This window comes from Marinobacter sp. ELB17 (genome assembly GCF_000169375.1).
Lineage (GTDB): Bacteria > Pseudomonadota > Gammaproteobacteria > Pseudomonadales > Oleiphilaceae > Marinobacter.
Map to the genome: position 1 here is coordinate 86,800 of NZ_AAXY01000002.1, position 12,260 is coordinate 99,059.

The following is a 12,260-nucleotide window of genomic DNA, read 5'->3' on the forward strand; positions in this document are numbered from 1 at the left end:
CAATATTGGCGCGGAGCATTATAGCGAAAGCAGCCAGTGATTACCCATTTCCAGGTCAATTTGGTAGCGATGAAACTTCCCGCCAACCCGCCCCAACCCACTCCCCAATCTACGTCGCCCGCCAGCGCCGACAGCCGGCCACCGCAAGGCAGCACCAACGCGCCTGCCCCAGCCCCGCCTACATCGACCGCGCTAAGCGCCCAGCGGGTACTGAACCAGTTGCAGATGGGCCGTAACGAAAGTCTGCTGGCAAGGGTTACCGAGGTCATTCAACGCCGGGATGGTGGCGCCGAGCTGCTGTTGGACATACGCGGCAAACCGCTTCAAGTTCAGGCCAGTATTGGCGAAACCAAACTTCAGGCCGGCGACTGGATAAAAGTGCTGCGTGCAGGCAACGAATTGCAGCTGATGGGCAAACTGGCAACTGCCCCGGAAGTCAGCTTGGCACAGGCTCTGGTGCAACGCCTGCCCTGGCAGCAAAGCCTGGACAGCGGACTGGCACGACTGATGGCAGGCTTGCAGCAAGGTGTGAAAACCGACACACCGCCCGGCCAACTGCCCTCGCAGGCTGTCTCGGGCACCGCCGCGCAGCCTCTGCCACAAGCGGCGCGTCAGGCTCTGGAACAACTATTTGCACGCTTTCCCACCAGCAACCAGCTTGCGCCCGGGGCCGGACAGCAGACCACAGCGGTGCAACAGGTACAGCAATGGCTGAGCGAAAGCGGGCTGTTTGCAGAGGCGCGACTGGCGGCAACACCGTCGGCAACCCTACCCGATCTGAAACTGGCCATTGGCCGGGTAATCACCGCGCTTCTGGCACAGCAGGGCAAGGGGCCAGAGCACTTCAACCGGCTGACACCGCTGGCTAGCCCAGCGCTGATTCAGGCGCCGTTACAGTTTCCCGGCGCATTCGCCATGGCTCAGGCCAGCACCGGTAGCAGCGCCAGAGAAGAACCGCCCAACGTCGGGCAATTGCTGCGAATTCTGGCCGGTATGCTCAACCGCATTACCGTAAACCAGCTGCACACCCAGGTGTTGAACGCTCGCGGTGGCACAGATGCCGGCGCGCCCACTAACACGCTTTTACTGGAACTGCCCTGGATGAACCCGCAACAGCAACCCAAGCTGGCGCAACTGCGGATTGAACAGCATCCGGGCAAAGACGGCAGCGGCCGCGGGCCATCACGGGCAAGCGTTGGCGAGTGGCGCCTCGTACTGGCGATGGATCTGGACCAGGCCGGCCCTTTGCAATTCGAAGTGAGCCTGCGCCAACAGGCAGTGAGCGCTCTGGTGTGGGCAGAGAAACTGGCCACCTTGCGCAAGGTGCACCAACAACTGCCGCTGCTGCGCAGCAGCCTGACCGATCTGGGGCTCGAAGTGGCGGATCTGGAGTGTCGCCAGGGCAATCCGGGCCCGGTAGCGACAAAGCTGCAACATCGACTGGTGGATACCAAAGCATGAGCAAAAATAACGAGCCGCAACAGGCGTCAGCGGCAGTCGCGTTAAAATACGACGGTGAGCGGGCGCCCACCATCAGCGCTGTTGGCAATCACGAACTTGCGGACGAAATTATTCGCATTGCCCGCGAACACGGGGTGCCCTTGTACGAAAACGCTGAGCTGGCCAGCACCCTGGCACGACTGTCGCTGAATGACGAAATCCCCGAACAGCTGTACCAGCTGGTCGCAGAAATTCTGGCCTTCGCCTTTCACATACGGGGTCTGACACCGGAAGACGCCGCTCAATAACGCCAAAAACCGGGGTTCAGGCTGCCTGGCGTTTCTTCAGGGCAGACACCAGTTCTGCCTCGGGCCGGGAAATGCCGCAGGTGTTCATCAGGTCGTCGATATCGGCGCCAAGATCAACCAGCCTTGCGGCTTCGTCATAAGACACCCGCAGCGGATCGTTCTGGCGCATTTCTTCGATGGTGGTTCGCAGTTCGTGCAGTTGGCGTTCGCAGGCTACCAAGCGCTGGCCTACCCCCATGCCAGTGCTGGCAGTGGCATGCAGTTCGCGGCCAAGAATGTCACAGCGGCTTTTCAGCGCCACCTGCAACCCTCGCAGCTGCCGCCCTTGCAAGACAATTTGCGCCACCAGCAAAGACAGAGCTGTAGCGACCAGAATCCAGGGCACCCATTGGGGAATCTCGGCAAATACATCAGCAAACATAGCAACGTCTCCTTGGTGTGCGTCAGGGCGTCGATCTGCGTTCACTGCCGGCCTAAGACCTTACAGCGCTGAGATGTCCGCCCATTCGTGATCTGTCAGCATCTTGTCGAACTCGACCAGAATGATCAGTTCGCCATTTTTGTTACACACGCCCTGAATAAAGCGGGCACTTTCTTCGCTGCCCACATTGGGCGCGGCTTCAATTTCACTGGACTTGAGGTAAACCACCTCGGCCACCGAATCCACCAGAATACCCATCACCTGATCGGCGGACTCCATCACCACAATACGGCTGGAGTCGGTGATTTCGGCATCGTTCAAGCCAAAACGCCGACGGGTATCAATCACCGTTACCACGTTGCCGCGCAGGTTGATGATGCCCAGAACGTAGTCCGGTGAACCCGGTACCGGTGCAATCTCGCTGTAACGCAGTACTTCCTGAATCTGCATTACGTTGATGCCGTAAGTTTCATCGTCCAGACGAAAGGTCACGTACTGCAGTATCTCGTCATCTTTGGTCTGTTTTTGCTGTCCGTTTGGGGCTGCCATTGTGTTAAATCTCCATGTGCGGCTGCCGTGCGGGCAGCCTGACCGTCAAAAAATCATCATTAGCGCCCCTATACGCTATTTAAGGGGCATAAATCGTGCCAGCACTACCCTTTGTTAGCACTGAACGCTCGCCGGGGCCTGCTCAGCTTAAATCCAGGTGCTGTTCGCGCTCGGCGCGAACCAGCAGATTCGCCATGCTCTGAACGTCCAGCAGGGCGCACATCTGCTCAATCACTGTGCCAGCCAGCCATGGCCGCTTGCTACGCGACGTGCGCCAGCGCACCTGCTGGGGGCTCAAAGTAAAAGATTGAGCTACATTATCACAAGCCAGCCCCCAATCACTGTTGTTAAGGTGTATCACAAACCGATAATTAGCGCGTGCGTTTGCCGGTGCCCGACCCGCCATAATCCACTCAGCACTGTCGACCACCCGCAGGTTTTTGTCCCGGCCCGGGCGAATACCCATATACCAAGACGGACTTCCGGGCATCGGCATTACATCGTCTTCGATGCGGTGAACGCCCCCTAGCAGCACCAAGGGCACAGCCAGCTGCAACCCTGCCACGGTAAAAATCAGACATTCAAATGGCTTTTCGGCCCACTCAGGCCTTGCCTGCGGCCCGGCTATTGGCAACAGTTTCGGGGCGGTCACGGCCTGCGCTAATGGTGCAGCAATTGCGGGCTCTGGCTTGGCCGGCAGCGGCTGCGGCTGCGGCGCTATTGCCACCGCCGGTTTGGCAACAGCCTGCGTGTCCTGCTGATGCGCCTGATCGGTGGCCGTGTGCAACAGGTCGTCCAGATAACTGGCGATGGCGGCTTGCGGGTCCGCCAGCTGTGTCATTTTTTTGTCAGCCACCAGACGGCTCCAGCCAGGTACCGGTTTGCGCCAATAAATCGTCAAGCAGGCGGTGATAAGCGCGCACTCCGTGGGTGTTGACGTCTACCGCTGAGGGCACTAATCCGGCCTGGCTGGCATCACGGAACTTTGTGTCTACCGGTATGGCAAAACGCCAAAGCTGATGCGGATAGGTATCACGCAGCAGATTCAGGCTTTTATTCGAGGCTTGGGTTCGGCGGTCAAATAGAGTTGGCACAATGGTATAGCTCAAGGGATTTTTCTGCGAACGGCTAATCATGTGCAGCGTGTGCAACATGCGCTCAAGACCCTTAATGGCCAAAAACTCGGTTTGCACCGGAATAATCAAATGGCTTGCCGCCGCCAGGCTGTTAACCATCAGCACGCCCAATGTTGGGGTGTTATCCAGCAGCACGTAGTCAAAATCATCCCACAGCTGCGCCAGCGCGCGGGAAATCAACAGACCCATGCCTTCAACACCTGTGACCCGCCTTTCCAGGGTTGCCAGGGCAGTGCTGGCCGGCATTAACGAAAGATTGGGCACGCCGGTGTCGGTAATCAGCTGTGCGGGCAGTCCTTCGGGTACTTTTCCCTGATGTTGAAACAGGTCAAACAGGCTGTGCTTGAGGCGGTCCGGATCATAGCCAAACCAGCTGGTAAGCGAACCGTGCGGATCCATATCCAGCATCAGCACACGCTTGCCACGGCTGGCCAACAGGTCGCCCAAGGCAACCACGGTGGTGGTTTTACCCACCCCGCCTTTTTGATTGGCCACTGCCCAAATTCGCACGTTTGATCCTCCTGCCTGTCCTCGGCATTTCACACGGCAATAGATTGCCGTTATGTTGTGTTTCGCTACTGAAAAAGCGCTGCTCACTGTTTTTTAAAAGAAAGACTACAGAAATCGTGCCAAGTTCAGCGTATGGCATCGCGAATGCTGGCATCGCGGGAAATCAGCAGCACCACGCGACGATTACGGCGACGGCCTTCGTCGGTATCGTTGCGTGCCACTGGCTGATGCTCGCCATACCCCACCGCAGCCAGCCGCGCCGGGTCTATACCATCCATCACCAGCATGCGCACCAAAACCGACGCGCGGGCAGCCGAAAGCTCCCAGTTTGACGGAAAGCGGCCACTGCGAATGGACTGATTATCGGTAAAACCTTCAATGCGAATGGCGTTGTCAGTGTCGCGCAGCACGCCCGCAATTTTTTCCATCACTGCGAAGGAGTCGTAATGAGGTTCAGCGTCGCCGCTGCCAAACAACAGGCTGTTGGGCAAATTCAGCTGCAACCACTCATCATCTGCGTTCAGGGATATCACGCCCCCCTCAATCAGTGCACTAAACTCCTGCCCGAGCTGGCCGGCCAGCTCCTGAAGCGCACGCGACCGGCTGGCGTTGTCTGGTGCTGGCAAACTGAGAGGTGCTTCGGTAACCACCGGCGCGATAACGGCATCGGTGTCACTGCGCCCACCAGCAACCGGCTGTTCGCCAACGGTAATAGGCACAACCGAGCGTTCCGGCGCGTTGAAAACACCAGTCAAGGTATTCGACAGCACCTTGTATTTGCCCTCGTTAACCGAAGACACCGAATACATCACCACAAAAAACGCGAACAACAGGGTAATGAAGTCGGCGTATGAGATTAGCCAACGCTCTTTATGATGAAAATCATCTTGGGGGGGTTTGCGGCGTCGCATAAGCAATTAACACTCGCTACCAGGGAAGAAATCCACGCAAGCGGATTTCGATGGATTTAGGGTTTTCACCTTCAGCGATGGCAATAAGGCCTTCGATCATCATGTCTTCGTAGCGGGTGCGCTCGCGCACCAGCCCGCGCAGCTTATTGGCCACCGGGAAAAAAAGCAGGTTAGCCAACGCCACCCCATAGATGGTGGCAACAAAAGCGGTGGCTATACCGCTGCCCAGTGACTCCGGGTCTTCCAGGTTGGTCATTACCTGAATTAGCCCCATCACCGCGCCGATAATGCCGATGGTGGGCGAATAGCCGCCCATGGCTTCAAACACCCGCGCCGAATCCAGATCCCGCTGCTCTCGGGTTTCCAGCTCTACTTCCATGATGCTGCGAATGGTGTTGCTTTCGGCACCGTCAACCAACAGCAGCAAGCCTTTTTGCACAAACCGCTCCGGCTCGCTTTCTGCTAGCCCCTCAAGCCCCAGAAGGCCTTTTTTGCGGGCAATAACGCTCCAGTTCACAACTTTGTCGAGGCCGTCTTCCAGGCTGACAAACGGCGGCACAAATACCCAGCGGGATTGGCTGAACGCATGCTTCAGCACCGGCCAGGAGGTCTGCAGTATCGTGGCCGCCAGGGTACCGCCAATAACAATCAGCGCCGCCGGCGCGTTGAACAACGACGCAAGCGCACCGCCTTCCAGTAGATTACCCCCCAAAATGGCTACAAACGCCAAGATAACGCCAAGAAGGCTAAGCACATCCATCAGCTGACTCCATCTTTAAGCCGCTGGCAAACGTCGTTCAGCGCCAGAATTTCGTCACTCAGGCCGGCTTTAGCCACGGCCATGGGCATGCCGTAAATCACCGAGCTTTTTTCATCCTGCGACCACACAATCGAGCCGCTCTGTTTCATCATGCGACAGCCTTCCCGGCCATCTGCGCCCATGCCTGTTAGAACAATACCCAAAGTTTTACCGGGAAAGCTGCGTGCCAGCGAACCAAAGGTGACATCTACCGAAGGTTTGTAATTGAGCCGATCATCGCCGGGTAATATACGTACCCGGCCTTGGCCACCGCGGTTTTCCACCATCATTTGTTTGCCGCCGGGTGCCAGCAAAGCCAGGCCGGGGCGCAACACATCACCGTCTTCCGCCTGGCGCACCTGTATTTGGCAAGACCGGTTCAACCGCTCGGCAAAAGCCGGGGTAAAACTGGCGGGCATGTGTTGCACCAGAATCAGCGGTGCGGGAAAGCTGGCAGGCAGGCCGATGAGCACGTTCTGCAGGGCCACCGGGCCACCGGTAGAGGTGCCGATCGCCACCACTGTAAAGTGCCTGGATGGTGTACGCCGGTGATGGCGCTCCGGACTGGCAACCGCTGCTGCAGCCGCGGGGCGCCGCTGTACCGCTGGAGTCGCGGCGCGGTCAGTCGCAGGCGTAGCCCCAACCGATGCCACTGGTGGCTCATGGGCGCGAGTGCTCCCAGAGCTGCTGGGGCGACTACGGGCAATACTAACAACACGTTCTACCAATATTTTTTGTAACTGACTGCTGTTACCGGCAATTTCTTCGAAATTCTTGGGCAGGAAATCCACGGCTCCAGCTTCCAGCGCATCCAGGGTGACCCGCGCACCATCATAAGTAAGCGAAGAAAACATCAGCACCGGTATCGGGTGTCTGCGCAGTATTTCCCGCACGGCCGTAATCCCGTCCATGACCGGCATTTCATAATCCATGGTAATCACGTCAGGATGCAGTTTCTCTGCTTGCTCTACGGCTTCGCGGCCGTTGCTTGCGGTGCCAACAACGGTGATCTGGCCAGACGCACCAAGGATTTCACTCAGGCGTTTACGAAAGAAACTGGAATCATCAACAATCAGCACAGAAACCGTCATTTACTCCTCCGGGCTATGCCTGCCGCCCGCCAAGCCGGCGGCCGTTCGACAATTAATCGACGATTAATCAACAATGGATCGGCGATGTATCGGCGTTAACTGTAATGTTGCAGCAAACTGGGCACATCGATAATCAGCGCGATCCGACCATCGCCGGTAATGGTAGCGCCAGCCATACCCGGCGTACCCAACAGCCCGCGCCCGAGAGGTTTAATCACCACTTCTTCCTGGCCTACCAGCTGGTCAACCACGAACCCGACCTGGCGGGTACCCATAGACACAATCACCACGTGGCCGTTTTCCGGCTCAACGTTTCCAGCACCGCCACGAATGAGCCAACGCTTGATGTGAAACAGCGGGAATACCTTGTCGCGCACCACAACACACTCGCGACCATCTACCACGTTGGTCTTGCTCAAATTAAGGTGGAATATTTCCACCACGTTAACCAATGGCAGTGCGAACGACTGGTCAGCAAGCATAATCATCAGCGTAGGCATGATGGCCAGAGTCAGTGGCACTTTGATCACAATGCTTGAGCCTTCGCCCAGCTTTGACACCACGCTTAGCTGGCCGTTGAGCTGGCTGATTTTTGTTTTCACCACATCCATACCCACACCACGGCCAGACACATCGGAAATCTGGTCTTTGGTGGAAAAACCGGCGGCAAATATCAGGTTGTAGCATTCCTGATCGGTCAGCCGGTCGGCGCCATCCTGGTCATACATGCCCTTTTCGACTGCTTTTCGGCGCAACACGTCGGCGTTCATGCCGGCGCCATCGTCGGTGATCAACAGCAGGATGTGATCACCCTCTTGCTCCGCCGACAAGGTAATGGTGCCGACTCTGGGCTTACCGGCCCGTTCCCGCTCTGCCGGGCTTTCAATGCCGTGGTCCACCGAGTTGCGCACCAAGTGCACCAACGGATCCGACAATGCTTCCACCAGATTTTTGTCGAGATCGGTGTCTTCGCCGTGCATCACCAGATTGATTTCTTTTTTCAGGCTGCGAGCAAGGTCACGTACCACCCGCGGGAAACGACCAAACACTTTCTTGATGGGCTGCATGCGGGTTTGCATGACAGCAGCCTGCAGGTCGGTGGTGACCACAGCCAGATTGGCCACTGCTTTGTGCATCTGCTCGTCTTCGCTTTGATCACCCAGGCGTTGCAGGCGGTTTCGCACCAGCACCAACTCGCCCACCATATTCATGATGTCGTCCAAGCGTTTAGTATCTACCCGCACGCTGGTTTCCGAAGCGGCATGGGCAGCATCGCGGGCCGGCGCTTTGGCTTGTGCCGGTTCGGCTGGAGCTTTGGCCACTGCTGGAACCTTGGCTGGTTCCGGCTTTTTAGCGGGCGCTGGCGCGGCGGACGCGGCCGCAACGACTGCTTTCGGGCTGCCGCCCTTACCGTGAAGCTGGTCCAGCAGTGCTTCGAATTCGTCGTCAGAGATATCGGTTGGCTGGGCACTGCTCGTCTCAGCCGCGGTTTCTTTGGCGGCTGCCGGCGCGACCGGGGCGCCGGCGAACTGGCCTTTGCCGTGAAGCTGATCAAGAAGAGCTTCGAATTCGTCGTCGTTGATGTCGCCATCGCCACTTGCAACCGGGCTAGCCGCACTGGTTTCGCTGGCAGCCGCTGACGCTGTTTCGTCGCCGTTCAGGGCGTCGAGCAGCTGTTCGAATTCGTCATCGGTAATGTCGCCCTGATCAGCGCTGGCGGGCGCAGCTGAATGGATCGTAGCTTCGCCTTCAGGCAATGCCAGCTGATCCAGCCGTTCAATCAGTTCCTGCGGCGCCGGCGTGGGCACTTCGCGCTGACGCACCTCTTCGAACATGGCATTCACGTTGTCCAGGGTTTCCAGGACTACGTCCATCAGCTCAGAGGTTACTTTGCGCTTGTGGTTGCGCAGGGTGTCGAATACGTTTTCCGCCGAGTGACAGCAGTTTACCAGGGCATCTAACCGCAAGAAGCCTGCTCCGCCTTTGACCGTGTGAAAACCACGGAAGATGGCATTCAGCAAATTGCTGTCGTCAGGATTCTGCTCCAGGTCCACGAGCTGCTCAGACAACAGCTCAAGAATCTCACCGGCTTCAACCAGAAAGTCCTGCAGGATTTCTTCATCGCCGTCAAACGACATGTTTGTTCCTCATTGCTCAGAAACCAAGACTGGACAACAGGTCATCCACGTCATCCTGACCAGACAACACATCTTTGCGTTGTTCTGGCATTATTTGCGGACCCACACCCTGCTCAGCCGAGGGCTGATTGTCCTCAATCTGGTGCACTGTGCCGGTCAACTGGTCTACGTGGCCGGCCATCACCACCAGGCTCACCAGGTTGTCTTCCACTTTACGCACAAGGGTGATCACATTTTGAATCACTTGACCTGTCAGGTCTTGATAATCCTGAGCCAACAAAACTTCTGAGAGGTTACCGTACAGTTTGCCAGCGTCGGTGCTCAACGCCACCAAAAACTGGTCCATGCGAGCGTGCAACTCGCGAAATTCTGTCGGTTCCATGTCCCGCCGCCGCAGGCGCTGCCACTGCTGGTGCAGATCTTGGGCTTCGTCTTGCAAATGACGGGCGACCGGCATGCTTTCTTCTACCAGATCCATGGTGCGATTCGCCGCCTCGCCAGTCATTTTCACCACGTATTCCAGGCGATCAGAAGCGTCGGTCATTTTTGACAGAGCTTCTTGCTGTTCGGGGTTGCGCGGATCAATCTGAAAATTACGCCTGGCTTCGTGCAGGCTGCGGGTTAGCCGCCCTACTTCGTGGTACAGGCCCTGATTTCGCACTTCTGCAAGCTCGCTGATCATCGCCATAGCGCGGGAATAATCGCCCGCATGCACGCTCTCAACCAGCTGTTCGGACTGTTGCTTTAATTTTGCCGTCAGCTCTGGTTCCAGGGCATGGCGCTCGTCTGTTGACTTGCTCATGGCTTGTATCCACTCCCCGGTTACTGAATTCGCTCAAAGATTTTTTCGATTTTTTCTTTGAGAACGGCGGCAGTGAACGGCTTTATAATGTAGCCGTTCACACCGGCCTGCGCCGCAGCGACAATCTGGTCGCGCTTGGCTTCGGCCGTCACCATCAGGATCGGCAGGGTTTTCAGCTGATCGTCGGCGCGAACATTCTTGAGCAGGTCAAAACCGGACATGCCGGGCATATTCCAGTCGGTCACCAGAAAGTCGTACTTGCCGGTTTTCAGCATAGGCATTGCCGTATTGCCATCGTCGGCTTCGTCGGTGTTGGTGAAGCCCAAGTCACGCAGCAGGTTTTTGATAATGCGCCGCATCGTGGAAAAATCGTCCACAATGAGGATTTTCATATTTTTGTCCAAGAGGACCTCCAATCGGTGAAATCTAGTCGAATCTCGTTGCATCACTGCCTGCAACTTGCGGGTTGCAGGCGCTAGAATTATGTATGGTCCGTTTTCCAGTCGGCTAACCGGCTGCGTAAGCGCAAGGCAGCCTGGCTGTGAATCTGGCTGACCCGGCTTTCGCTGACGTCCAGCACAGCACCGATTTCCCTCAGGTTCAACTCTTCCTGGTAATAGAGGCTCAGCACCAGTTTTTCACGTTCTGGCAGGGTTTCAATGGCCGCCGCCAAACTGTTACGGAAGGCGAACTCTGACACCCCGTGCAGCGGATTATCATCCGTCTCTGATTGTTCTATCGGCAGCTCGCCGGAATCATTGAGCTCATCCAGACTAAAAAGCCGACCGCTGTTGGAGTCGGCCAGGCAACTGTGGTATTCCGACAGCGTCATATCCAGCTCAGCAGCCACTTCGACATCGTGGGATTCGCGGCCCTCTCGGCCCTCTACAGCTTTGATGGCGCTGGAAATGCGCCGGGAGTTTCTGTGCACCGAACGCGGCACCCAGTCGCCTTTGCGGATTTCGTCCACCATAGCGCCGCGGATACGGATACCGGCGTAGGTCTCGAAGGTAGCACCTTTGCCCGTGGTATAGCGCTGCGACGCCTCAAGCAAGCCGATCATACCAGCCTGCATCAGGTCTTCCAGCTGAACACTGGAAGGCAATCGCGCCAGCAGGTGAAGGGCAATTTTCTTGACCAGGGGCGCGTGCTCTTCAATCAGCCAGGAAGCGTCTGAAGCACCCGACCGTTGATAGACTCCAAGATCTTTCGCCAGTATCATAAATCCGCTTTTTGTACGGGATGTGTTTTAAACTTCGACGAGCCGCTCTATAAAGAATTCGAGATGGCCCCGCGGTGATGATGGCAGCGGCCAACTGTCCACTTTTTCAGCAAGAGCCCTTATGGCCAGCGAGGCTTTTGCTTGCGGGTAAGCTTCCAACACCGCTTGCTGGCGCCGCACCGCTTTTTTGACGGCCTCGTCAAAAGGTACTATACCTACATATTGTAACGCCACATCCAGAAAACGCTCGGTAACCCGGGTCAGTTTTTCATACAAAAGCCGGCCTTCTTGTTCGGTGTTCACCTGATTGGCCAGAATCCGGAAGCGGTTGGTGTCGTAATCGCGGTTCATCAACTTGATCAAGGCGTAGGCATCGGTAATCGAAGTAGGCTCGTCGCACACCACCAGCAGCAGTTCCTGGGATGCCCGCAAAAAGCTGACCACCGATTCGGAGATGCCTGCGGCGGTATCCACAATCAGTACGTCGATCTGGTCGGCAATGTCGCTGAAGGCGTGAATCAGCCCGGCGTGCTCCATGGCACTGAGCTGGGTCATGCGCTGGGTGCCTGATGAGGCCGGCACAATCTTGATGCCGCCGGGGCCATCTACCAGCACGTCACGCAAATCGCAGTCACCATTGAGTACGTCTTGCAGATTACGCTTGGTTTTCAGGCCTAACAGCACATCGATATTGGCAAGCCCCAGGTCGGCGTCCAACAGCACCACCCGACGGCCTCTTTGCGCCAGAGCAATGCCCAGGTTGACCGACACATTACTTTTACCAACGCCACCTTTACCGCCAGTGACCGCAATTACCTGAACCGGATGTGCTTTACTCATACTGATGATGGCCTCTTGCCATGTTTAACCGGGAACGGATGTTACCGCTGCCCCACTGTTCCTTACTGCCCGCTTGCTGTGATGCTTTTACAA

The 12,260-nt window shown here is 56.9% G+C and carries 14 protein-coding genes; 2 read left to right on the forward strand and 12 right to left on the reverse strand.

All coding sequences use genetic code 11. The features are described 5' to 3' along the window. The first annotated feature begins 69 nt into the window (after window positions 1-69). Both MELB17_RS03140 and MELB17_RS03145 read left to right on the forward strand, forming a co-directional pair. Window positions 70-1,461 (forward strand): flagellar hook-length control protein FliK, encoded by a 1,392-nt coding sequence (locus tag MELB17_RS03140; RefSeq protein ID WP_036183491.1) that lies wholly within the window; start codon window positions 70-72, stop codon window positions 1,459-1,461. Continuing rightward, window positions 1,458-1,748, forward strand: coding sequence for an EscU/YscU/HrcU family type III secretion system export apparatus switch protein (locus MELB17_RS03145; protein WP_007348685.1), 291 nt, complete (start codon window positions 1,458-1,460; stop codon window positions 1,746-1,748). The genes MELB17_RS03140 and MELB17_RS03145 overlap by 4 nt, the downstream gene beginning before the upstream one ends. Before the next feature lie 16 nt (window positions 1,749-1,764). Here MELB17_RS03145 and MELB17_RS03150 read toward each other — a convergent pair whose 3' ends face one another. The 12 genes from MELB17_RS03150 to MELB17_RS03205 all read right to left on the reverse strand — a co-directional run bounded on the left by MELB17_RS03150 (window position 1,765) and on the right by MELB17_RS03205 (window position 12,167). Then, window positions 1,765-2,169, reverse strand: a complete 405-nt coding sequence (locus MELB17_RS03150) for a DUF2802 domain-containing protein (protein ID WP_007348686.1) — start codon at window positions 2,167-2,169, stop codon at window positions 1,765-1,767. Between the two features lie 60 nt (window positions 2,170-2,229). Further along, window positions 2,230-2,718 (reverse strand): chemotaxis protein CheW, encoded by a 489-nt coding sequence (locus tag MELB17_RS03155; protein WP_007348687.1) that lies wholly within the window; start codon window positions 2,716-2,718, stop codon window positions 2,230-2,232. A 142-nt stretch (window positions 2,719-2,860) separates the two neighbouring features. Continuing rightward, window positions 2,861-3,574: a chemotaxis protein CheW gene (locus MELB17_RS03160; protein ID WP_007348688.1), complete on the reverse strand. Its 714-nt coding sequence runs from the start codon at window positions 3,572-3,574 to the stop codon at window positions 2,861-2,863. Continuing rightward, window positions 3,567-4,364, reverse strand: coding sequence for a ParA family protein (locus tag MELB17_RS03165; protein WP_007348689.1), 798 nt, complete (start codon window positions 4,362-4,364; stop codon window positions 3,567-3,569). The genes MELB17_RS03160 and MELB17_RS03165 overlap by 8 nt, the downstream gene beginning before the upstream one ends. Before the next feature lie 125 nt (window positions 4,365-4,489). Next, a complete protein-coding gene (gene motD / locus MELB17_RS03170; protein ID WP_007348690.1) occupies window positions 4,490-5,275 on the reverse strand; it encodes a flagellar motor protein MotD in 786 nt (261 codons plus the stop codon). A 16-nt stretch (window positions 5,276-5,291) separates the two neighbouring features. Next, a complete protein-coding gene (locus tag MELB17_RS03175; protein WP_007348691.1) occupies window positions 5,292-6,035 on the reverse strand; it encodes a flagellar motor protein in 744 nt (247 codons plus the stop codon). Beyond that, entirely contained in the window at window positions 6,035-7,165 is a 1,131-nt protein-coding gene (locus MELB17_RS03180) for a protein-glutamate methylesterase/protein-glutamine glutaminase (protein ID WP_007348692.1), read from the reverse strand. Before MELB17_RS03180 ends, MELB17_RS03175 begins: the two co-directional genes overlap by 1 nt. 95 nt (window positions 7,166-7,260) lie before the next feature. Beyond that, the gene (locus tag MELB17_RS03185; protein WP_007348693.1) at window positions 7,261-9,303 is read right to left on the reverse strand and encodes a chemotaxis protein CheA; all 2,043 of its coding nucleotides are present in this window, start codon (window positions 9,301-9,303) and stop codon (window positions 7,261-7,263) included. A gap of 16 nt (window positions 9,304-9,319) precedes the next feature. Beyond that, the gene (locus tag MELB17_RS03190; RefSeq protein WP_007348694.1) at window positions 9,320-10,105 is read right to left on the reverse strand and encodes a protein phosphatase CheZ; all 786 of its coding nucleotides are present in this window, start codon (window positions 10,103-10,105) and stop codon (window positions 9,320-9,322) included. Between the two features lie 20 nt (window positions 10,106-10,125). Next, entirely contained in the window at window positions 10,126-10,509 is a 384-nt protein-coding gene (gene cheY, locus MELB17_RS03195; RefSeq protein ID WP_036183400.1) for a chemotaxis response regulator CheY, read from the reverse strand. A gap of 77 nt (window positions 10,510-10,586) precedes the next feature. Continuing rightward, complete coding sequence (locus MELB17_RS03200) at window positions 10,587-11,327, reverse strand: RNA polymerase sigma factor FliA (protein WP_007348696.1); 741 nt, start codon at window positions 11,325-11,327, stop codon at window positions 10,587-10,589. Window positions 11,328-11,354: 27 nt separating this feature from the next. Further along, on the reverse strand, window positions 11,355-12,167 hold the full coding sequence (locus MELB17_RS03205) for a MinD/ParA family protein (protein ID WP_007348697.1): 813 nt from the start codon (window positions 12,165-12,167) through the stop codon (window positions 11,355-11,357). Window positions 12,168-12,260 lie beyond the last annotated feature (93 nt).

What these genes read in the sequence shown, in the direction of transcription:
- MELB17_RS03205 (WP_007348697.1), bottom strand. Translation starts at nt 12,167, where the DNA reads ATGAGTAAAGCACATCCGGTTCAGGTAATTGCGGTCACTGGCGGTAAA.
- MELB17_RS03145 (WP_007348685.1), top strand. Translation starts at nt 1,458, where the DNA reads ATGAGCAAAAATAACGAGCCGCAACAGGCGTCAGCGGCAGTCGCGTTA.
- motD (WP_007348690.1), bottom strand. Translation starts at nt 5,275, where the DNA reads ATGCGACGCCGCAAACCCCCCCAAGATGATTTTCATCATAAAGAGCGT.
- MELB17_RS03175 (WP_007348691.1), bottom strand. Translation starts at nt 6,035, where the DNA reads ATGGATGTGCTTAGCCTTCTTGGCGTTATCTTGGCGTTTGTAGCCATT.
- MELB17_RS03150 (WP_007348686.1), bottom strand. Translation starts at nt 2,169, where the DNA reads ATGTTTGCTGATGTATTTGCCGAGATTCCCCAATGGGTGCCCTGGATT.
- MELB17_RS03180 (WP_007348692.1), bottom strand. Translation starts at nt 7,165, where the DNA reads ATGACGGTTTCTGTGCTGATTGTTGATGATTCCAGTTTCTTTCGTAAA.
- MELB17_RS03155 (WP_007348687.1), bottom strand. Translation starts at nt 2,718, where the DNA reads ATGGCAGCCCCAAACGGACAGCAAAAACAGACCAAAGATGACGAGATA.
- MELB17_RS03200 (WP_007348696.1), bottom strand. Translation starts at nt 11,327, where the DNA reads ATGATACTGGCGAAAGATCTTGGAGTCTATCAACGGTCGGGTGCTTCA.
- MELB17_RS03140 (WP_036183491.1), top strand. Translation starts at nt 70, where the DNA reads ATGAAACTTCCCGCCAACCCGCCCCAACCCACTCCCCAATCTACGTCG.
- MELB17_RS03185 (WP_007348693.1), bottom strand. Translation starts at nt 9,303, where the DNA reads ATGTCGTTTGACGGCGATGAAGAAATCCTGCAGGACTTTCTGGTTGAA.
- MELB17_RS03190 (WP_007348694.1), bottom strand. Translation starts at nt 10,105, where the DNA reads ATGAGCAAGTCAACAGACGAGCGCCATGCCCTGGAACCAGAGCTGACG.